The sequence below is a fragment of the Caproicibacter sp. BJN0012 genome (genome assembly GCF_035986805.1).
In the GTDB taxonomy this organism is placed as follows: Bacteria; Bacillota; Clostridia; order Oscillospirales; family Acutalibacteraceae; genus Caproicibacter.
The window spans coordinates 894,741-917,124 of record NZ_CP142518.1; the positions used below are offsets into that span (position 1 = coordinate 894,741).

The window sequence follows — 22,384 nt, forward strand, 5'->3', positions numbered from 1 at the left end:
TATATATCTCGATTTCAAGCGAAAAATGATTACGATAGTTGTCAAAAGGCTTAAGATGATCACCTTCATAAGCCGGCAACCGGACGCGAGATCCTGGTTTGCGCTTTTTTATATAGCGCTGAGATGTAACAAGTATATTTTTCTTTTAAATATGTAAATAGCTGATTCAGATGATAAAGCGATTTATCTTATTTTACTGAAAGAAATTGTAAATTTTACGAATATCGGGATCCAGCCTTTAGTCCAAACCTTTCCATTCGTGGGAATTGGAGGTTGACATAATAAAAAAATTGTAATATTATGTAAACAAAGGTATTGTAAATAATTTCCATTAAGGCTAATTGTTTTTAATTTGCTGAAGTGGAGACAGTTCTAAGTTCTACTGTCAATCATATAGTTATTTCAAATTGCCGTGGTCGTATTTAACGACGAAAGGAGAAAAATGGAGAAAGCATTAGAAGTTTTGGCCGAATTCGGTGAGAAGCGCACAGAAAGCACAAAAACGTTTCTGATGAGTAACGGCACATTTATGAAGGCTGCTTATGGTGAAGCAATTCATTATAAGGACAGCACCGGGACATGGCAGGACATTGATAATACCTTGAGCGTTGTTGATGACAAAGCGCCGGAAGATGCCCGACAGCTTGAAAATAGTGCCGGGAAGATGAAAGTCAGGCTTGAAAAGCGTTTAAAGGATAGTAAAGCCGTAACCCTGAAGGCCGGTGATTATTCAATCAGCTGGGGACTGGATGGTGCGGACGGAGCGGAATCGGAAGTCATAGAGAAAGAAAATATCGGCAGTAGCGAAAGTCAAAATGACCAGTTTCTAAGATTAAAAAAGCTCAAAAGTAGAATTCTTTATAAAGAAGCACTGCCCGGCGTTGATTTGCAATATTTTATAAGTTCGAGTTCTGTAAAGGAAAACATCATTATAAAAACAAAGGATGCGCAAAGTCAGTTTACTGAAACTTATCGAATCGGGGCCTTATCTGCGAAGCAAAAAGATGACAAAACTATCGAACTGTTTGAAGAATCCGATTCAAAGCAGGAGACATCGATTTATTCGATCAACTTGCCGCAAATATCTGATGCAAACGGAGAAATCGGAAATTCTTTTTCCTTTACCATACTGTCACAGGATCAAGGAATTTTAAAAACTGCGATACATATTGATGAAACCTGGCTGAACGAGACAAATCGTTCATACCCCATTACGGTTGATCCTACGGTATTTACAACTCAGAGCTCCTCTGCCATTCAGGATACCTTTATCTGCTCTGGAGCCGGGTATCATAACCAGGCTGGCGTCAACAATACAATGGGGACCATGTACATAGGAAATGAGACGACCAATTATAAGGTTTGCCGAATTTTGGTCAAGTTTACCCTTCCGACATTTTCCAAAGGGGATATGATAGCAGGTGCAATACTCAATCTGGCTCAACGTTCGGATGGATTGAATCCATCCAGCGCAAGCATGCAGATCAATGCATACGCAATGAATTCGGCATGGTCTGAGAGTACTGTTACATGGGATAATTCCCTGACTGCTGTAAACAGTGCAATCAATGGGCCTATTCTGGATTATTTCAATGTCTCTCAGTCTACAGCAAACACCTTCAATACTTGGGATATTACGAAGCTGGTGAAAAAATGGTATAACGGGACGGCGAATAACGGGATCGTATTGAAAGCTGCTAATGAAAGTGCCGCTGTGAGGAATGTTTACTATACTTCAAATTATCCGGATGCAACGAATATCTATCCGACAATCGCTATCTATTTTACCAATAACGCCGGACTGGAAGAATATTGGAGCTATCATAGGCAATCGGTAGGTCGTGCGGGTACGGGATATGTCAACGATTATTCCGGCAATCTGGTTTTTACCACTCCGATCATGAGCACAACCGGCGAACGAGTACCGTTGGATTTCTTCATTACCTACAACAATTTCCGTTCCGGTACGCATTTTAAAGATTCTTTAAAGGGCGACATTTACGGCTGGGGATGGCAAAGCAATCTCAGTCAGCGTGTCGATCCGGTCAGCGAAGCATCAGGGACGAATGCTATTGAGAAAGCAAAATTTAAACTTCTTGCTCAAAACGGATATAGATTTGTCTATTTGGATGAGGACGGAACCGAGCATTATTTTAAGGTAGACCCCAATAACTCCGCGCGAATTATTGATGAGGATGGACTCAATCTTGTAATTACTTCTGGCGGAGCAGGAAACGAGTATTATACCATTCAATATTCGGACGGCTCGAAAAAGACATTTACTGGCAGCGGCTATTTATACAGAATTTATGACAGTGAAGGAAACCATCTTACGCTTGCGTACTATGGGTCATTCATGAATCAGATTACTGACGGAGCAGGAAGAGTAACCCATGTCGAATATTCGGGTTCAGGGGCGGTCACGGCCGTTACCGCGCCGGACGGCAGACAAACTCTGCTGCATTACATCGGAGGAAATTTGACTTCCATCGATTATCCGGACAGTAAGACCGTACAGTTTATGTACAACTCCAGCAATCAACTTCAGAAAGTGACCAATGTTGACGGCACTTACGTGCAATACGGTTATTACGACAGCAGCGATCCGTCCGTCCAAAACCGGGTAAAGGAGGTGGCGGAATATTCTGCCGCGGGAGACACCGGGAATAAAGTCACCTTTGCATATAATGCGGATAACACCACGACATTCAAATATTATAAATCCGGGCAGACTGACGCCCAGGCACAGCAGGAAATCTATACGTTTGATATCGTCGGGAGAACAACAAGTATCGTAAAAATGGACGGTTCGGCAGCAACCTATGCTTATACGGACGAATCCATAAAGAATGCAACGGCAAATAAAATCACAGCACAGGCGGCGACAAGCATTCCGGTCAACAATCTGCTACTCGATCACAATGCGGAGCGCGAGGATGGAACGTGGACCGGCTCTAATTGGGGAACGCCGGGCGGCGTGTTCAGTGTGGACAATACGGTGGCCTATCTTGGAATGAAATCGTTGAAAATAACACAAAATCAAACCCATCCGCAGCGCAGCGGTGCAGTTCAAAAGCTGACTAATTTGACTCCAGGTACGGTTTATACGCTGTCGGGTTACGTGAAAACAGACTCCGTCGTAAGAACCGACAGCGGGAGTTTAGGAGCCAACCTTTATGTCGCCTGTTTCAACAATACCACCAGCCTCGCCGTTTACAACGGGAACGGAATATTTGGGACTCATGACTGGCAGAGGACTTCTCTTACGTTCACTGTCCCTGAGAATACGACCCGTGTAGAGGTCTACGGCGGCTTGAGCTATGCGAACGGCACAGCTTGGTTCGACTGTCTGCAACTTGAAACCGGAAGCATTGCAAATATTTATAATCTGCTTGAAAACGGAGATTTTCGTCTCAGTGCAAACTATCTTCCTACGAATTGGGAATTTACGAATTTCACTTCCGGCGACGGTATGTCCAACGGAAATGTGAGAATCGGTGGCAACCCGACCTTGAATAAGAATTTCTATCAGCAAATCTACATTAACAAACCGGCCAGCAGCATTGCTTTCGTTGTTTCGGCAAAATCGACGGGAAGCTCCGTACCCACTGGCAGGGATGGCCGCTACTATGCAATAGATGTAGGGTTGTATTATACGGATGGGGATTCAGAGTTTGTTGTTGTTCCCTTTAATCCTGATACCAATGGGGAACAGTATACAAGCGGCCCAGTAGCCGCGTCCCAGGATAGACAGATCATTGTGGGTAAGACCATTTCCAAAGTGATCTATCACATTATTTACTATAAGAATGCAAATGAAGCAACCTTTAAGTTTCTGCAGATGAATATGGATGAAACCGGAACCACTTTTGCCTACGACAATAACGGGAAACTGGTTACATCGGCACAGAACGCAAAGAACACAAGGATATACACCTATACGGATGCGCAGGAACTCAGAAACGCGAACATCAAAAATAATGCCACGAACTTCAATCAAGGTTATATCTACTTCTACGATTCCGATGACAGTAACAGCTCGACTAAAAAGCCACATAGATTGGTTTCCGCACGCTCTGCCCAAACAGGAATCGGGTTCCATTATCTTTGTGATGACTATGGGAATGTCGGGACTACGTCTATGGGGAGCATCGGTGAAGAAGGCTATGTCTATTTTGATTTCCCCTACCTGGAAACATTACAAAACTATAGCCCGGATGGGAACTATCTTACTTCCACGTCAGATCAGCGAGAAAAAACGACAACATATAGCGTGGATACCACAACGGGTCTTACCAACTCGGTGACGGACCCGAAGGGGAACACAACGTATTATACCTATAATACACTAAACAACCTGCTGACGGGGGCCAGTGCGCTGAGCAGCGCGGGGATGGTTGAAACCGCCTACGAATACGATGCGGCCGACCGTCTGAGTCAAATTACGCACAATGGATTTGCATATACCTTCCAGCGGGACGGCTATGGGAACACAACGGCGATCAATGTTGGCACGCAAAATCTGATTGCTAATACCTTTGCTCCCGGCAACGGAAACCTGCAGTCTTCCAACTTTGGGAATGGATTTAAGCTGGGCTATTTGTATGATTCCTACGATCGTGTGAACATGGTATTGAAAAATGACAGTTTAACCTACGAGTATCTTTACGATGCGCGCGGAAACCTTGCAAAGATCACAGAATATGATCAAGGCTCGGTAAAATCAATCAATTTCTACTACGACATTGGCGACCGGCTGATCAGGCAACTCCTTTCCGACGGCAGTGAAATTCAATACGTCTACGACAATATGGACCGTCCGACAAGGTATGTCTGTACCTTTGCCAATCAATCCAAATCCGCAACCGCCGACTACAGCGTGGACTACCGGAAGCATAATACGTATATGCTGTCCGGCGGAGAAATCACCCATGCGTATGACACTACCTTGAACCGTGAGTTCCAAACGGATATTAACCCGATTCCCCTGCAAGACCCCACGTTCCGGGCAGAGCGAAGTTTTGTAAATGTTTTGAATGCAAAAACCACGACCCTGGTGGACACTTATTACAACCATAGAAGAATAGGCGGCATCAACAGCACGCTTTCCCAGTATCACTATATCTATGACGACAACAGCAATATTAGCTCTACAACCGATATCAATGGTAATGTAACCACCTATGCCTATGATCAGCTCAACCAGCTCGTGCGAGCGGATGATCAGAAGGCTGGGGTCAGCACAGTCTATGGCTACGATGTCGGAGGGAACATCACGACGGTCACAACTTATGCCTACACCACAGGCACGCTGGGAACGGAAACCGGCAGCATTGCTTACGACTACGGCAATACCAACTGGAAGGACCTGCTGACCGGTTATGATGGGCAGAACATGACCTATGACGCGATCGGAAACCCTCTTACGTACCGGGACGGTATGAACTTCACCTGGGAAGGCCGACAGTTAAAATCTTCCATTGCAAACAGTCAGGATGTAGAATATACTGTGGAATATACATATAACAGTAATGGAATCCGAACTGTCAAAACCGTTAACGGAATAACGACAAATTACTTCCTTGACGGTAGTACCATTATCGCTCAGCAGACCGGAAGCGACGTGTTATGGTTCCTGTATGACAGTGATAAAACTTTAGTCGGGTTTACCTATAACGACACTGCCTATTATTATATGAAAAACATGCAGGGCGACGTGACCGGTATCGTTGACAGTAGTGTTAATTTGGTAGTCGAATACACGTATGACGCTTGGGGTAAGTTACTCAGCATTACGGATAACTCGGCCGATCAGGTCGGTCAAAAGAATCCGTTCCGTTATAGAGGCTACTACTATGACTCCGAAACGGGGCTGTACTACCTAAACGACAGATATTATGATCCGATGACATGCCGAATGTTAAACGCAAATAGTATGGTCGGAGTGGGAACTCGTGTAAGTTCATATAATATGTTTGCTTATTGTGATAATAATCCAATTAGCAGATCGGATTCCTCTGGTCAGTGGTTTGGCTTAGATGATTTAATAGCGGGTGCGGTGGGTGCAGTGGCAGGAGTGGCTGCCCAATTTGTCAGTGATGCATTGGTAAGCGTTGCTAGTGGTGAGTGGAAATTTTCCGATTGGCAGACATATGCCGGAGCCGCAGTTGGCGGTGCAATTGGAGGAGTAGTTGCATTGTATGCTGGACCTATAGTAGGGGCGGCAACTGCCGCTGGTGCATCTACTCTAATTGGTCAGACATTAGAGAATGTTACATCAGGCGGGACAAAACGCTCAGCCGGAACAATACTACTAAATGCCGGAACCGATACTGTGATAGGAGCAGCCGCAGGAAAATTCTTGTCTGCCAAAGTACCAGGTATAACCACGGGCAGGAATAGTATGGCGGCAGTGTTTTCCTCTGGCATAACGAAGATAAGGAATGGTGTTGCCAGCAGAATGTCTGCTAAAGTTGTTGGAAAAGGCATTACTGCAAGTATTATTTCAGATTCTGGTGCAACTACTTTTTCCGCTTTAATAAATTATCTGAAGGATGCATATGAAAGCTATGAGCAGGAGGCGCAAAGTAGCGTACCATCTGGACCAATGTACTGGACTCATGGATAGGGCGGTAAGATAAGTGGATTTAGATATTTTAATATATTCTTATGTTGTTTGGGCAATTGGTCTAATCGTTATTTTTTGGGTCATAAGGGCAATGGTTTCTAAGGTGGTTTTAAAACCTGAAAAAGCCTTTCCATCCAAACGAGAATTTATGGTTCGAAATGTGAAAAAATTAAATTTATTTGCGAGGTTGGTCGGTACCTTTTTATGTATAGTTGTAATTTGGTCGATTGTTATCCCCGGAATATTAGACTTACCTATGGTTTTAAAAGGCGAGTACGTGACAGCTTATTGTAAGGCAACGGATGATGATGCCAGCAGAAAAGGACTCCTCATTATTACACAAGAAGCTAGTTTCATCACTACAAATGGAGGTAAGTTGGATTTATCTATGTTTCCTAAAGGATATCAAAAGGGAAAAAATTTTATTGTTCATTACTTGCCGCATATGAAAATTGGGTGTATTGCTGAAATAATAGGATGAATCCGTTTCAGATTGCGGCTGACTTGATGCCATAATGGCTTTTAGAAAATTCATATGTAGAACAAAAGGCTGCCGCAAAGCGATTTTAAAATCGTCACGCGACAGCCTTTTTGTGATAAAATTGCGGGAATATTACTATAATCACAAATTACGCTTACACGACAGGCACACTGGGAACAGCGACCGACAGCATATTTATTACTATGGCAATACGAACTGGAAGGACTTGCTGACCAGCTATAAACATCAGAACGTTATTTACAATATTTCTTACGACGCAATCGGTAACCCGCTCACTTACCGGGACGGCATGAGCTTCACCTGGGCAGGTCGACAGTTAAAATCTTCCATTGTAAATAACCAAGATGTAGAATATACTGTGGAATATACATATGACAGTAATGAAATCCGCACCAGTAGAACTGTTAACGGAGTAACGACCAATTACTTCCTCGACGGCAGCACCATCGTTGCCCAGCGGGCCGGCAGCGACGTATTATGGTTCCTGTATGAAAGCGACAACACTTTGGTCGGATTTACTTATAACGGCACAGCTTATTATTACACGAGAAATGTGCGGGGCGACGTGACCGGTATCGTCGACAGCAATGTCAATTTGGTAGTCGAATACACCTATGACGCCTGGGGCAAGCTGCTCTGTACCAGTGATACTACGACCGACCAGATTGGTCAAAAGAATCCGTTACAGGGGCTACTACTACGTTTCTGAAACAGGGCTGTATTGCCTCAACAGTCGTTACTACTACCCGCCGACCGGAAGATTTCTGAATGCGGACGCGCAGATCGGAGCAAACCGAGACGTAAGGGACTATAATTTGTTTGCATACTGCGGCAACAATCCTGTAAACCATTCTGATCTTGGCGGTCTGTTTTGGAAAGAGATCGGTGATTGGTTTAAAAGCGTTGGAACAGCAATCGTAAATTTTGCCAACGCTGCATTCGGCGCAAGTTACACAGTCGTAAGTGAATACGAGAAAGAAAGCCATTACACGCTTCCTAACCCACTTCCTATTACGGCCAAAACGGGAACGAAATCCACTACGACAGTATCCGAACAAGGAAACTCATCAAAACCAATTTCTGTTTATGCAATAGGGGTGAGCGGTCATTCTGAGTCATCATCAGCAGGATTAAAAATTAATGCACCTAATTTTACTCTGAATATAAGTTTGGGACTGACTAACATAGGTGTATCTGGAATAGTGAAAAATGGAACTGCATCCAATAGCTATGGATTACGGGCTTCGTTGACAGAATTGAAATTAGGATATGAAAACGCAACTACGGCCAGATTGAGCGATAAAAGCAATCAAACTGATTACTTAAATGTAAGTGCCAGCGGTTGGCTTATCGCAACAGCAGTGATATTTTCTAAAACGGGGCAGGTGTACACCTCTCCACAACCAACAGATTAGGGGAGAAAATCAAAATTGTGGTATGGTATTGTTAGAATATTTGTTTTCATATTACTCTTTCTAGGATTCCTGGTCATCTACAAAAAGCATAAGAAAATCCTAAAAAAAAAGCTAATCGTTATTTCCTTTTTGGTTGCAATGGTTTTGTGCACCGGATCATACTTTATACCTGTTGAAAATCGTTTCATAACTTTTTCGTCTCCGCAACATGTTTTTAACTATTCGGTTATGGGCGATATGAATACTGTTATTGAAGGGAAAAATTCAGCTTTGATCCTATATACTTATCAAGAAGCGGAAGTGTACACGGTTATCCCAAAAGTTAAGAATGGCTGGGGAATAGGTACTTCCTTAATCTCTGAAGAAGTATTCTCTAAGACTTGGCAGGGAGATAACGAAAAAATTTGTATGATAAGCGTCTATCGGTGTAAACATACGGATGATTATTATGTTTTAGTATCTGATATTTCTTCAAAAGATCTCATTAATATTTCAGACAATAGAAATTCAATATTTCAAAAAAATAAGTCATCTATAGATCCAAGTACAACTTATTGTTCATATGTTGAAGGTATCGGGCAAAATTATGAATTAACTATTGATGGAGAAATCATACATATCAGTTCGAGGTAGATTTTACTGACTTGGTGCATATCCTGTATTAAATAATGCTCTTGTCTGTAGGGAGATTTCACAATATTAAGAATAAAAGACTGCTGCAGGGCGATTGCCATGCAACAGCCTTTTTCTGTGACGAATTGAGGGAACCTTACGGCGGTTGGACTTCACGCTCATTTACCGGGATGGCATAAGCTTCACCTGGAAAGGCATGCAGTTAAAATCTTCCACCGTTTGTATTAAATGTCGGAACTATCGGAAATCGTTGATGGTAAAGGGGCTTCCGTCTGATTAGCAAACGGAAGCCCTCCCTTTCGGTTATATTACAAAATGTACTTGTATTATTTTACGGGAATTTCCACATCACCCACCGTGATTTTTTCGATCTTATCAAAATCCAGCGGCGTACTAAATTGATAAGTCATAGTAGAGTTTTCTTTGCTTCCGGTTCCGGGCCCTGGGAGAATCTTTTTTTGCGTACCATCCTTGAACAGGATTATCAAATCGGGAGACTCGGGAATCGGACCGGTATATGGTTTGGGATTGGTATAAATGATATTTACAGAAAGAGACGAAATTTCAACCGTTTGTATGGTGCAATAATTATCTTTAAAATGTGTCACTTTATCCATCTCGACTTTTTTCGTAAACGTATTATAATTCAGTTTTAAATGAAACTTCCATTCCCCCTCTGCAATCGAGCGGAGGGTTAGCTTTCCGGTCGGCACGGACAGATTTTTCAACGTGAGCCCAATTTCTCTGTTTTGCAAATCAATTCCTGCACAGCTAATGCGGATGATAAACGATTTCTTATTATCATTTGGATTGTCGTCCTTTTGTGTGGAAATATCCCAGCCGGCGGAACCGCTTTTGTTATCTGCGATATTGTTGAAGTCAATTGGCATATCTTCAAATTCGTACTTGTCTTCGCCCAACACCGTTCCCTCCGGTGCGGCAACGTCCAGCAGGATATAGGCGCCGCTTTTGTCTCCTACCGCCGCCTTCACGGTAACGGTCGTGCCCTTGTCCGTCACGCTTTGGTTCAGAACCGCACCGGATTTATTAAGTGTTTCCACCTGGCTATCGGTCAGGCTGACCGCCGGTTTTGCACCATTGGCTCCATTCGGGTCGCTCCGCTCAAAATATCCCCGGAACAGGTTGCCCAGATTGAATCCACTGGCAGCAACAGTCACAGCGCCGCAGACCGCGACGGCAGCCGCGATCAGAAGGATCCGCCCGACCTTCTTCGTCCCGGACATTTTCCTTTTCAGTCCCGTCCTTTTGATTACCGCCCGAAAGGTATCGTCAATTTCTTTTTTCAAAGGCGGGGCCATTTCCGTATCCAGCCCTTCAAGGTAGTTTAAAAAGTCCTCGTCATACTGTTTCATAGAGATCGTTCCTTTCTTCAAGCTGTTTGCGCAGCCTTTGTCTGCCGCGGTAAAGGCGGTTTTTCACCTGGATTTCGTCCAGCCCCGTCCTTGCCGCAATATTCCTGATCTTTTCAAAAAGAAAATATTTACGGATAAAGATTTCGCGGTCCGGTTCATCCATGGCGGCAATCAATTTCTGCAATACAATGGCATTGTTTTTATTTTCAAATTCAAGCAGCATATCACTTTCATCCGCAAGATCAATGTCATAAATATTGATGACATTTCGTTTGGAAAGCTGTCGGTAACGGTTGATCGCTGTATTCCGTGCGGTGCAGGCAAGATAGCCCTTCAGGTTCACAATCTGGTGGTTTCCGTTGCCGAATGCCTTCCAAACCGACAAAAACGTATCATTGATACATTCTTCGATGTCCTGCTCATCGCCGCACAAGATTCTTCCCGTGACTGTGGCAACAAAACCGCGGTATTTTTTTATAATTTCATACAGCCCGTCGGCGGGTTTGCTTCTCAGGAGCAGAATAATCTGAATGTCCTCCAAAATTTTCACTTCCTCCTTGCTGTTTAAAGGCCTTCACTCTATAAGACAATCAAAACGGAAAAAAGGCTCACGAATAACAAAAAAAAGACCGGATAAATCTTCCGGCCTCAACTTGAAGACAAGTACCTTCTTTCGATACTTTGTCCTCTTTAAGAAATGAACTTGATCTTACGGGAGCATGAAAGAGAATGTGGATTGATTAAGCCCGTACAGGAGCTAACAGAGTATTTATCGTTAAATACCTTCTTTATTAACAAACGGAAACAAACCAGTTGGCCATGGTTGGCCAAACCGGCTTGTTTCCGTTTGTTTTGACTTAGGCTGCTACAGATTTACGATCACGGTGTCCAGCGTCCAGCAACGCTGACTGTATAGCGGTCTGTATCTCCTAAAAGGCACAGAATACGACCAGGAACGTTTTCGCCAGAATTATACTGCGGATGATATGTTACATTGTACTGAACACCTGAACCGCCCGCATAACCCGTTACTCTTGAATGCCCCGAGGTTGCAACCGCAAAGTACAGCAAGTCGCTGCTGATAACATTGCCGCTGGTGGGAGTTACATATGCCTGATTTTCGTTATCATCCTTGGTCTGATTGGAGGAGTATGCAACTCCGCTATTTTCATTCGGATCAAGGCTGAAACTGAACTGCCCAGTCGTCGCAAATGCGGGAACGGCAGCAGACACTAAGAACATAGCACAAACCAATGCGCTAATGATCTTCTTTTTCATGGCTATTCTCCTTTCGGTCAAATAGATGCATATATTCGAACGTTAACTCAACTGATGAATTTTACACCTCATTACAAACCCATTGGATTCACTTTCCCTCAATTTTTTTATTTCAAAACACGCCGCGCGCTGCATATTTGAAACATACATAATTTTAGTGAAAACCTCTGCACTTTTTATCCGCAGTAATCTGTATCTGAAATACTTATGTATTCTGTGACACCATTTCTGGTAACAGCAGCATCAAGTTCGAACTCATAAGTGTATCCGCTGGCTACATAATACGGCTGGTCAAAATAAAACGATTCATCGGTCGTGCTGAGGCCTGTCCATGATTTAACAACAGTCTTTGTATTGCCTTCTACTCTTTTCAAATAGGCCGTAGCTGTGATTTTCGATGTGCCGCTTTTCCCGTCTACAATTGCGGCACAATCTGCACGAGTACCTGAGAAATTTAAATAAGCTATCGCGTCGTCGACATTTAGCAACAGAATATTAAAACCCGAATCAGCGCTGTTTTTAGTCTTGGTTTCATAAGCGAAAGCTGGGACGCCGGAAGTAATCAGGAGTACAAGCATCATAATTAGAGAGATTGCTTTCTTTTTCATAACATCATCCTTCTTTCAAGCTGTTTTTTTCCTTCTACTATATAAACAACTGAGGTATCCATTTTCTTACACTTTTTTTAAAATAATTTTCAATTTTTTTTAATTGCTGCATTTTCTGCCATCTTAATCAGTTCATCTTGGCTGATTGTTGAACTGATCATAAGACTTGTTTCATCATTCTGCCAAAGAACGAAAGTCTTATCACCGGCTGCTCTTGCAGTGAAAAGGGAAGCCTTTTGCCCATTGATTGAGATTTCTTTGTAGACAGTATGTTCAGTATCTACCATCATTTTTCCTTCCTCAGATAATGGAGCCTGATCAAAAAAAATGGATTCATTTTTTTCGTTCTGATATGTTATTCTGTACCGGGGACCAATTTCCGTTTCCTTGGTTTCTGTAAAACCGGCCGGCAAATATTGTAGATTGAAAAGATGCCCTCCAAGATTCGAGACTTGCCCCTCGGAACTGCTACTGTTCTTTTCCTGAAAATAGATATCCACATGATCCGCTTTCCAATCCAAAATGGAATTGAAGATGAAATTTCTGGATGCCTCCACACTAAACAGGCTTCCAAAAGAAATAAGGATACCCATAGCAACAAAGACTGCTACTTTTTTTGTAATTCGTGAGCTCCGTAGAAAAAGAGATTTACGAGATTGTTTTTTCGCAATTTTCAGTATCTTTTGATGAAACTCCTCTGATAATGAATATTCTTTCTTCAATTCTTCTTCGGAGGGGATTGCATCCAATGACTCCATTAGATTTTCTTCGACCGCCGCTTTGAGCATATCATTAAACAGTTTACAGTGGAGCTTAGATCTTGTCATAGCCGCTTCCCCTTTTCTGAATTTCTTCTATAAGGGCTTTCTTTGCCCTATGAAACCTAACATAAACATTATTTGGAGTAATATCAAGCATTTTTGCTATTTCATTATCTGTATATTCATAAAACAACTTTAGAGATAAGATGTCCTGATAGCTGCTTTCCAATTTGGAAAGACACGAGAGTAGAAAATTATAATTTTCTTCCGTAATTGCAAAATCAAGTGGACCATCCTCCGCTTCAGCAGTAATATCCTCAAAGTCTTCAAGAGGTACGGTATTCTCCCTCTTCTCGCCCTTGATCATGTTGTAGCAAATATTCTTCACTATTATAACAACTAAAGCCTTTGTTTTCTTACAGTTTTCGAAAGAAAAATTTTGTAGATCTTCAATAATCTTTATATATGCTTGGGTTACCGCATCTTCTGCTCGGTATTGATCCTTTAGGATGCTTTTCGCTGTGTACATCATAGTATTGTTATCGCCGGAGTATAATTGACCCAAAACGCCGGAGGAATTGACCCACTCAAGAATAACGGCTACCATGGCGTAAAGAAACGCCATGGAGGTAGGCCGGATGCTAAGGAGTGGAACAATACTCATGATACGGGAAAAAGCACAGGACGGGAAAAGCGCCTACGCCATCGGCAAGGAACTCGGAATATCTAAGAACACCGCCCGCAAATACATAGAGCATGGCAAGGATTTGCCGCCGGAAGCAGATCGTTTCTCCAAGCTGGACACGTACAAACCGCAGCTTCACGAGCTCATGAACCAGGGGATCTTCAACTGCGTGGTTCTGCTGGAACGGTTACAGGCCACCGGTTACAGCGGTGGAATTTCGATACTCAAGGAGTATGTGCATCCATACCGTCCGGCGAAAGCGCTGCCCGCCGTGCGGCGCTATGAAACGCAAGCCGGCAAACAGGCGCAGATGGATTGGGGAATCTGCCATTACACGGATAGCAGCGGAATGCTTCACAAGGTGCCGGCGTTTGTGATGATTCTCGGAAAATCCCGCGTAAAGTACACGGAATTTACCAGCCGGTGCGATCTGAGCAGTCTGGAACGGTGCATCGTCAACGCATTCTCCTATTTCGGCGGCATGCCGGAGAATGTGCTCACCGACAACATGAAAACGGTTGTGACAGGTCGTGAAGCTGGGAAACCCATTTGGAATACGCGTTTTGCGGATTTCGCCGCCGAGCTGGGATTCGTGCCGAAAGTATGCCGCATTCGCTCTCCGCAGACCAAGGGTAAGGTAGAACGGCTGGTGCGGTATGTGAAAGACAACTTTCTACCCGGCAGGCAGTTCGAAAATCTGGAGGATCTGAACCGACAGGTACTGAGTTGGTGCCGGCAGGCCGATGAAAAAGTCCATCACACCACCGGTAAAATCCCGCTGCAGGAACTGGAAAAGGAAGGCTTGCGGAAACTTCCACCGCAGGAAACGCTGGACAAATACCGCTGGGAGACGCGGATCGTGACGCGCGACGGGATGGTCAGTTTCGATGGCGTCCGTTACGGCGTACCATGGCAGTACAGCGGCAAGGAAGTGCGCGTCCGGCTGTGCGCCGGCTATTTGGAAATCTACTATGGCGAGGTTCTGCTGGCAAAACACAAGGCGCAGTACCGTTCCGGCAATGTTGTTTTCCTGCAGGGGCAGTACAGCGGTCTCACAGAGAGAAACGGCGTCCCCGTGCCATTTCCATGCGCCAGTAAAAAAGATGGCGCCGTGGAGGTCCGCGAACTGAGCGTTTATGATCAGTTGCTGGGAGGTGTCTCCCATGGTTGAACTGGAACACGCCCGGGAGCTGCTCGGCAATATGGGCCTTGAAACCGCCGCCACGCTGCTGGACGCGCAGATGGAACGGTCGCTGCACGCGGAACACACCTATGCGCAGTTTCTGGACGAGCTTTTGACCTCGGAGCAGCAGGAACGTGGTCGGAAGGGCGAGGAAATGCGCACGAAGCTGGCTCGTCTCCCACACCGAAAAAGTCTGGAGGAGTTCGACTTCAACTTTCAGCCTTCCATCGACAAACGGCAGATCGACGAACTGGCCACTCTGGCCTTTGCCGCCCGCGCAGAAAACATCATCCTGTTGGGACCGCCCGGCGTCGGCAAAACCCATTTGGCGGTCGGTATCTCCATGAAAGCCCTGAAAGCCGGTCTGACAGTTTACTACACCAGTCTGGCACGCCTGATAGAAGATCTCAAACGGGCATTGGAGCAGAACCGGCTGGAGAGGCGCTGGCGTGTCTATCTGCGCCCGGCCATCCTCGTGATCGACGAGGTCGGATACATGCAGCTGAACCGGCAGGAGGCGGAGCTTTTCTTCCGGTTGGTGTCCGAACGTTACGAGCACGGCAGCATTATCCTGACCAGCAACAAGTATTTCAGCGACTGGGGCGAGCTGCTCAGCGATACCGTGATTGCCACGGCCCTGCTCGACAGGCTGCTGCATCACGCTCATGTGATTAATATTCGCGGGCAGACCTACCGGCTGAAAGATCGGCTCAAGACCGGCGTTCAGACAGTTCCGCCGGCGGATATTCCGGCGGTAGGGTGACCGGCGCTCGTATAACCGGCGATGCGGGTCATTTCCGGCCGGCGTTTTGGGTCAAAAAAATCCCGGCGTTGACAGTATTGTTGTAATTTTTGTAAATTTCTTCTACAAGGCTAAAGTCCGATTCATCTCGGATTGATTGCACAAAGAATAACATATGCTCTCCCTCGCTTTCTGGACTGACAGTGTTTCATTCATTAATATCATGAAATATGTGTCTTTTGGTTTTCCAAACGTCTAATTCGCTTGGACCTTTTTATAGTTCTTCATCCCCGTTCTTGAAGATTGTTGTAATTACCTCCTTATAAATTTTTACTTATTAATATAAAAAGTGTGGGGACCCCACAATGGCCCCCACACTTAATGCGTCCTTAGAAGAGTTCATTATAATAGTTTTTTTGTATATAGCGAAGAAGATGACCCGTCCCAGTAGAAACATAGAAATAATGAATTTGCCCCTACCAAGTAGCGGTTTCAAGTGTGGAAATTTTTGTAATCAATTTTCCGAATGTGAGAAAGGTGCTCTCTTTTTGTATTTGATTCCTTTTTACAATTCTTAATCGCAAGCAGAATATTTTCGAGTATCTCCGGAGTTTCAGCCTCAGCTGCAGATTTAATTTGATTTAAAATCTCAATTTCATTCATAGTAATTCTCCTTTGTTTATTTCAGGGGCTATGGGATCCCTTTTACCCCTATCAATATAACGTTCAGAGAATGCAAATTGTTGGAACAGTTTTAGATTTTTAATGAAAGAATCAAAGCCAGTGGTCTGAAACCGTGTAATTTGAAATCTTATTCATACTGAAAGTCAAATTCCTTCGCAAAACTCCTACAAATAGCTATCTACTATGAGTTGTAAGCTCCTACGAAGTTTTTTAGGGAGTAATCTGTATTTTGTAATAAGCTCTGATTCTTGTGCATTTAAGTCATATTTATCTAATTTTTCAATCTTATGGCGAATCTCAGTATGCCCAATCAAATAATCGACCGAAGTATCAAAAAAATCCGCAATCATTTTTAAAGTAGAGATATCCGGCTCATAAGCACCATTTTCATAACTATGTATGCTTTGCTGTGACAGGCCGAGAGCCTCTGCCAGTTTTTGCTGACTCAATCCAGCTTCCTCTCGAATTTTTTTCAATTTATCCATTTAATCACCTCTATTATATTTATTTTAACAAGCACCGGTTGTATTTCAAAAAAGGATCGAATGTTGTAAGTAACAAGATAATGTTGTATTATATTGTAAGAATATTGTGTTAAAACAATTAATTTTTGAATTGATAAGCACGAATGTAAAATCCATAATATAAAATGGAAACTTATTCCACCCAATTTAATGAATATATTCAACAATATATCCGAGATGTGTTGATACAATATATTTAATTTTTTTAATTATGAGGGATCAGGCGCTGCATCCACTCCAATTGCTCTTTCCTGCTTATCCGTTCGAAGCAACGTTTTTCTTTCGCTAGTTCGTGAAGAACTCAATAAAGTGATGCAAAAATGATGCAACTATGGTGTATTTTGAAAAAAGAGGTGACGCTGCGATGGCCAAAATTTTAATTGTTGAAGACGAAAAACCAATTTCGGACTTAATCAATATGAGCCTTACCCAGGCCGGATATTTATGTGTGTGCGAATATAATGGCATGAATGCAGCCGATAGGATTGAGCGGGAAAGCTTTGATTTAATCCTTCTCGATATTATGCTGCCTGAAGTTGACGGTTATGAATTGATGGACTATATCCGGCCGCTTAGTATTCCGGTCATTTTTCTTACTGCAAAGTCGTCGGTTTCGGACCGGGTGAAAGGCCTGAAGCTTGGAGCTGATGATTATCTTACAAAACCTTTTGAAATTATCGAATTATTAGCAAGAGTGGAGTCTGTGTTAAGAAGGTACCATCAGAATCAGCATGTAATCAATATTGATGGGCTCACAATAGACATAATGTCTCGCACAGTTTTGAAGGATGGAATTGCCGTTAATCTGACAAAAAAGGAATATGAACTTTTGCTTTTGTTCGTTCAGAATAAGAACATCGCATTGTTTCGGGAAACCATTTACGAAAAAATATGGGAAAATGATTCGATGGGCGACAGCAGGACCGTGGACCTTCATGTTCAGCGGCTACGCAAGAAGATCGGATGGGAAGATAAAATTATCGCTGTTTATAAGGTTGGGTATCGACTGGAGGTATAGAATGAAAATTTCCTGGAAGGTGTTTTTTAGTACTATAATTATATTTTCGATTACTTTCAGCATTGGAGGGTATGTTTTAATATCCTCTATGTTTCATTCCTCCTTGGAGCGGGAAATAACTATTGCCAGAGATGAAAATAAGATGCTCCGATATTCCTTTGAAACGGCTGCAACTACGATCCCGGGCGGAAATGGAGCGGATATACAAAATGACTTGATAGCGAGCATTGCGGAATCCATTGACGACAATACAGATGCCGGTAGTCAGTACATCAGGGTCAGTAGTTCGGACCATCGTTCGATTTATGAGAGTGGCACACTGCCAAACGATAAAAACCTTTTGAATGGGGTTACCGAGAAAAACAGGGGGTACGCCATTCTAAGAGAGTCCGGCCGGGCTTTCATCCAGACTGCTTGCACAGCCAAAGTTGGCTCAGGGATTGTTTATCTGGAGAGCTTTCGGGATATCACTTCTTTGTTTGATGAGCAGCAGGAACAATATGGCGTATATCAAAGATTAATGCTTCTGCTGATGCTTATGGATGGAATTTTCCTTTATTCCATATCCATGTGGATTGCCCATCCCATTAAGATGCTATCGAACGCAACTCGTAAAATAGCGAATGGAAAATATGATAACCGTGTCAACATCAACAGTAAAGATGAAATCGGTAAACTGGCGTCAGATTTTAATAGCATGGCAGAAAATCTGGAAAAGAAGATTTATGCTCTTGAAGATGCTGCAAGAAAACAGGAGGATTTTATCGGAAGTTTTGCCCATGAACTTAAAACGCCGTTGACTTCCATTATCGGCTACGCAGATATGCTGCGTTCCAGAAAAATGTCTCAGGAGGATAATTTGACCGCGGCCAATTATATTTTTCAGGAAGGGAAACGCCTGGAAACCCTTTCATTAAAACTAATGGATCTGATCGTGATACAAAATCAGGAATTCACTCTAAAAAAGATCAGGACTTCCCGTCTATTTAATGAGATAAGAGGCGTCATGTTTCCGATCTTAGAAGGGACTCCAATTACATTTGAAATAGCAGCGGACGAGGCTGAAATCATGGTTGAACCCGATCTGATAAAAACAATGATCATAAATTTGCTGGATAATGCCAAAAAGGCGATCACTGGAAAAGGGACAATCACATTGTCGGGGAACCGGCTGAAAGACGGCTATGTGATTACGGTTAAGGATACGGGAAAGGGAATTCCTAAAGCGGAATTGCCCAAGATCACAGAGGAATTTTATATGGTGGACAAGTCAAGGGCCAGAGCGAATGGTGGCGCCGGGCTGGGGCTCGCGATTTGTGCCAGGATTGTCAAGCTTCATAATGGGCGTATGGCTTTCGAGAGCACTCCAAATGTCGGAACAACAGTATATGTATTCTTAAAGGGAGGCCAATAATGAAAATAAAAGCAAATTACATGTTTGTTGGCCTTGCAACTATAATAATTGTGGGGGCAAGCGTTTTTCTTCCACAGATGCTTTCAAATTTTATGGATAATCAGATTATCGGGCAATCCAAATTTGAGGAACTGGAAAAAAATGAAACAGGATATAAGCGTCAGATATCGATTCTTGAAAAGCTTCTATTATTAAAAGGCAACTCGGACAGCGTCGTCCGATTGGAAGGTGCCGGTGGAGAAAAATTCAGTGAGGAAACTGTAATTCCTGCCTGTATGAAAGAGATCAAGCAGTTGCAGGAACGAAACCTGCCCCCCTCGATCGTGTTCGATAAGGATACCCAATTTTACAAGCCGGACGTATCCTTATATCAGAACCGGAACAACCCCTCTCAGAGCATGACCATCTGGTCTGTACTCTATACGAGCAACCAGGGCAGCGGAATTTTAGCTTTAGACGATGACACAGGTAAAATACTGATGTTTACTTTTAAGGCGAAGGATCAGATGCAAATAAAAGAAAGTGCGCATGATATTGCTTCAGCATGGGGTTCGTATTTGGGGCTCACCCTGCAATCGGAAAAAGAATCAAAATATGATGCAAAAATTGGGGGACAGGACATGACCCTTGATATCAGTGCATTATATCAGTTAGATAATTCCACGGTTGAGTATCCAATCCATATGGAAACAAGTGGATGTAATTTTGGACCCTCCAATCTTATAAACTGAAGAATTTAAATTGGTAATGAAACTTCCATTTTGAATCTGTATAAATAGGGCTGCCGATTATGAATTTCGGCAGCCCTAATTTTTTTCTAAATTATGTGTCTATCCTCTAAAATTATGCAGTTTTGATGCAAATGCCTGATATACTTCTTCTAAAATCTTTAGTTAGATGAAATATAATGTCAAAAAAGGAACATTAAAGGTACTGTTTATGAGAAGAAAAAAGAGAAATGCCCTTCCACTTGTATGCTTAGGTCTTTTGTTGTTATTGGCGGGGTTTCTGTTCACCAGAATCAATGGCATTGATGTATTTGGAATAGACAAGAAAACGTCTGTAAGTGATGTCTCTGTTGGAAATAGAATACAGGAACCGCCTCAGGAGGAACAACAAAAAAGCGAAGAACAATGGGAACTGACCTTAGTGAACGGAACTCATCCTCTAGCTCAAGAATATCAGCCGCCTTTACAGGAAGTCGGAGATGGTTATCAGTTTGATGCAAGAGCGGCTCAATCCTTGGAGGATATGTTGGATGCTGCAAAGGCCGAAGGTTTATCACCTATTATATGCTCAGCGTATCGAACCATAGCAAAACAGACGAATTTATACAATGATGAAGTGGAGAAATGGAAAGGACAGGGCTTCGACGTGGAAGAGGCCAGTGTGAAGGCAAAGACAGAGGTGGCCTATCCAGGAACCAGCGAGCACAATTTAGGACTGGCAGCAGACATCGTTTCAAGGGACTATCAAATGCTTGATGATGGTCAGGCGGAAACACCAGAGGCAAAATGGCTAAAAGAGAATTGCAGCAAGTATGGTTTTATTTTACGATATCCGCCGGAGAAGTCAGACATTACCGGTGTTATCTTTGAACCATGGCATTATCGTTATGTAGGAAAAGAAGCGGCAAAAAAAATTATGGAAGAGGGAATTTGTCTTGAAGAGTATTTAGGTCGCCGGTGAATTGAACCTATTTTGCGGCTTCGAACTTAAAGAGCAACTTTCTAATAGCAAATTTTTTTGAAATGAGGAGAAATTAAATGAAAAGAAAGATTTTTATGACTGTCTTATTACTATCTCTGTGCCTTTTATCTCTGTCGGGATGCTTTCCATCCATAAATTCCGACAAGGAGGTTTCTTCTACCGGTCAAACGTCCAGCATTTCAGGGGACCAGTCGATTCCCTCCCACATTACAAAAGAGCTGGATACCAATTTAACCGTTGATGCCGATGTGAATTATGTTGCGGGTAAGACATACTCGGTTTATCACGCTGAGTATAAGAAATTTGATAAGGATTTGCTCATTCAAACATTATTGCCGTCTGATGAACAAATTGCAGATCAAAAGACATTCTTAAATGATATCTATGGGGAAGATGATACTTTGTTTATTTCTCAGAAGCAATCAAAGCTTTACCTTTCCAAAGATTTTTTTTATTTTCAAAAGCCAGAATATGATGGCTATTCTACCTTCATTACTGGGGCCAACGATTATTTTTTGGAGAATATGAGCGATGTTTATCCCCATAAAAAGCTTCCCTCTCTTGACGAAGCAGCTGCAACAGAGAAAGTAAAGACAGCAATTGATGCATTGGCCCTCCCTGTAGAAACAGATTCTTTGCAGATTTATACTTTAGATGCGGAGTCTCTCAATGAACAAGCAGCAAAATTCATGACAAATGAAGAATATAAGAGTATGGACAAGACCCAAAAAACAAAATTAAAACATGACTTTGATGCTTCCGATGATGCTTATTTATTTGTTTACCATTGTCAGAACAACGGAATCCCCCTTTATTTTAATGACAATATAACATCGAGTCGAAATGGTGTTCCACTAAAGGGCGCACGGGTCCATGCGTTAGTGAATAAAAATGGTTTAGTCATGCTACAGGCATATGGTATTTTAGACGTAAAATCGGTCACTCAGGAGAATGCATCTATCGTTTCTCCCAATCAGGCACTGGATGCAGTTCAGAAAAAATATAGAAACACGATTTTAGCAAATGATGTAAAAATAACAAATATTTCTCTGTGTTACTATCCCTGTGACGAAAGCAGCGAGAACCATTCCTTTGCACTTTCCCCTGTATGGGCGATTTCCGTCCAAAGTACGAAGCAGACCTCCGATGCAAAGGGGAAACAAGAATCTCTGCAAACAAAAACGGTAATCGTGAACGCGACTACAGGGCAGGAAGTCCAGTAAGGA

20 protein-coding genes and 1 pseudogene are annotated in these 22,384 nt (G+C 43.0%); 13 read left to right on the forward strand and 8 right to left on the reverse strand.

Annotation, left to right across the window (positions count from 1 at the left end):
* Positions 1 to 442: 442 nt before the first annotated feature.
* From VA597_RS04320 to VA597_RS04340, 6 genes and pseudogenes are all read left to right on the forward strand, one after another.
* On the forward strand, positions 443 to 6,628 hold the full coding sequence (locus VA597_RS04320; protein WP_326975287.1) for a DNRLRE domain-containing protein: 6,186 nt from the start codon (positions 443 to 445) through the stop codon (positions 6,626 to 6,628).
* Between the two features lie 13 nt (positions 6,629 to 6,641).
* Complete coding sequence (locus VA597_RS04325; RefSeq protein ID WP_326975288.1) at positions 6,642 to 7,109, forward strand: hypothetical protein; 468 nt, start codon at positions 6,642 to 6,644, stop codon at positions 7,107 to 7,109.
* Between the two features lie 226 nt (positions 7,110 to 7,335).
* Positions 7,336 to 7,839, forward strand: a complete 504-nt coding sequence (locus VA597_RS04330; RefSeq protein WP_326975289.1) for a hypothetical protein — start codon at positions 7,336 to 7,338, stop codon at positions 7,837 to 7,839.
* Positions 7,745 to 7,939, forward strand: a pseudogene (locus tag VA597_RS17720) (RHS repeat-associated core domain-containing protein); the annotation flags it as partial. The gene VA597_RS04330 and the pseudogene VA597_RS17720, both read left to right, overlap by 95 nt.
* 6 nt (positions 7,940 to 7,945) lie before the next feature.
* A complete protein-coding gene (locus tag VA597_RS04335; protein ID WP_326975290.1) occupies positions 7,946 to 8,545 on the forward strand; it encodes a hypothetical protein in 600 nt (199 codons plus the stop codon).
* A gap of 129 nt (positions 8,546 to 8,674) precedes the next feature.
* Positions 8,675 to 9,178: a hypothetical protein gene (locus VA597_RS04340; protein ID WP_326975291.1), complete on the forward strand. Its 504-nt coding sequence runs from the start codon at positions 8,675 to 8,677 to the stop codon at positions 9,176 to 9,178.
* Between the two features lie 326 nt (positions 9,179 to 9,504).
* On the opposite strand, the gene VA597_RS04345 is transcribed toward VA597_RS04340, so the two are convergent.
* From VA597_RS04345 to VA597_RS04370, 6 genes are all read right to left on the reverse strand, one after another.
* Positions 9,505 to 10,551, reverse strand: a complete 1,047-nt coding sequence (locus VA597_RS04345) for a DUF4179 domain-containing protein (protein ID WP_326975292.1) — start codon at positions 10,549 to 10,551, stop codon at positions 9,505 to 9,507.
* Positions 10,538 to 11,101, reverse strand: a complete 564-nt coding sequence (locus VA597_RS04350; protein ID WP_326975293.1) for a sigma-70 family RNA polymerase sigma factor — start codon at positions 11,099 to 11,101, stop codon at positions 10,538 to 10,540. Before VA597_RS04350 ends, VA597_RS04345 begins: the two co-directional genes overlap by 14 nt.
* 329 nt (positions 11,102 to 11,430) lie before the next feature.
* Positions 11,431 to 11,829: a hypothetical protein gene (locus tag VA597_RS04355; RefSeq protein WP_326975294.1), complete on the reverse strand. Its 399-nt coding sequence runs from the start codon at positions 11,827 to 11,829 to the stop codon at positions 11,431 to 11,433.
* A 176-nt stretch (positions 11,830 to 12,005) separates the two neighbouring features.
* A complete protein-coding gene (locus VA597_RS04360) occupies positions 12,006 to 12,437 on the reverse strand; it encodes a hypothetical protein (RefSeq protein WP_326975295.1) in 432 nt (143 codons plus the stop codon).
* Between the two features lie 89 nt (positions 12,438 to 12,526).
* On the reverse strand, positions 12,527 to 13,264 hold the full coding sequence (locus tag VA597_RS04365; RefSeq protein WP_326975296.1) for a DUF4367 domain-containing protein: 738 nt from the start codon (positions 13,262 to 13,264) through the stop codon (positions 12,527 to 12,529).
* Positions 13,251 to 13,862 (reverse strand): RNA polymerase sigma factor, encoded by a 612-nt coding sequence (locus VA597_RS04370; RefSeq protein WP_326975297.1) that lies wholly within the window; start codon positions 13,860 to 13,862, stop codon positions 13,251 to 13,253. The genes VA597_RS04365 and VA597_RS04370 overlap by 14 nt, the downstream gene beginning before the upstream one ends.
* Here VA597_RS04370 and istA point away from each other — a divergent pair.
* Positions 13,837 to 15,054 (forward strand): IS21 family transposase, encoded by a 1,218-nt coding sequence (gene istA, locus VA597_RS04375; protein WP_442872789.1) that lies wholly within the window; start codon positions 13,837 to 13,839, stop codon positions 15,052 to 15,054. The genes VA597_RS04370 and istA overlap by 26 nt on opposite strands.
* Entirely contained in the window at positions 15,047 to 15,829 is a 783-nt protein-coding gene (gene istB, locus VA597_RS04380; protein WP_326975299.1) for an IS21-like element helper ATPase IstB, read from the forward strand. Before istA ends, istB begins: the two co-directional genes overlap by 8 nt.
* 471 nt (positions 15,830 to 16,300) lie before the next feature.
* Here the strand turns inward: istB and VA597_RS04385 are convergent, their stop codons facing one another.
* A complete protein-coding gene (locus tag VA597_RS04385) occupies positions 16,301 to 16,471 on the reverse strand; it encodes a hypothetical protein (protein WP_326975300.1) in 171 nt (56 codons plus the stop codon).
* A gap of 185 nt (positions 16,472 to 16,656) precedes the next feature.
* Positions 16,657 to 16,977 carry a helix-turn-helix domain-containing protein gene (locus VA597_RS04390; RefSeq protein WP_326975301.1) on the reverse strand — a complete coding sequence of 107 codons (321 nt, stop codon included), beginning with the start codon at positions 16,975 to 16,977 and terminating at the stop codon, positions 16,657 to 16,659.
* 403 nt (positions 16,978 to 17,380) lie between these two features.
* Here VA597_RS04390 and VA597_RS04395 point away from each other — a divergent pair, with 403 nt between their 5' ends.
* The 5 genes from VA597_RS04395 to VA597_RS04415 all read left to right on the forward strand — a co-directional run bounded on the left by VA597_RS04395 (position 17,381) and on the right by VA597_RS04415 (position 22,381).
* Positions 17,381 to 18,034, forward strand: a complete 654-nt coding sequence (locus tag VA597_RS04395; RefSeq protein ID WP_326975657.1) for a response regulator transcription factor — start codon at positions 17,381 to 17,383, stop codon at positions 18,032 to 18,034.
* Position 18,035: 1 nt separating this feature from the next.
* Complete coding sequence (locus VA597_RS04400; RefSeq protein ID WP_326975302.1) at positions 18,036 to 19,448, forward strand: HAMP domain-containing sensor histidine kinase; 1,413 nt, start codon at positions 18,036 to 18,038, stop codon at positions 19,446 to 19,448.
* The gene (locus VA597_RS04405; RefSeq protein ID WP_326975303.1) at positions 19,448 to 20,179 is read left to right on the forward strand and encodes a hypothetical protein; all 732 of its coding nucleotides are present in this window, start codon (positions 19,448 to 19,450) and stop codon (positions 20,177 to 20,179) included. Before VA597_RS04400 ends, VA597_RS04405 begins: the two co-directional genes overlap by 1 nt.
* Positions 20,180 to 20,345: 166 nt before the next feature.
* Positions 20,346 to 21,137, forward strand: coding sequence for a M15 family metallopeptidase (locus VA597_RS04410; protein WP_326975304.1), 792 nt, complete (start codon positions 20,346 to 20,348; stop codon positions 21,135 to 21,137).
* Between the two features lie 77 nt (positions 21,138 to 21,214).
* Entirely contained in the window at positions 21,215 to 22,381 is a 1,167-nt protein-coding gene (locus tag VA597_RS04415; protein WP_326975305.1) for a hypothetical protein, read from the forward strand.
* Positions 22,382 to 22,384: the final 3 nt, after the last annotated feature.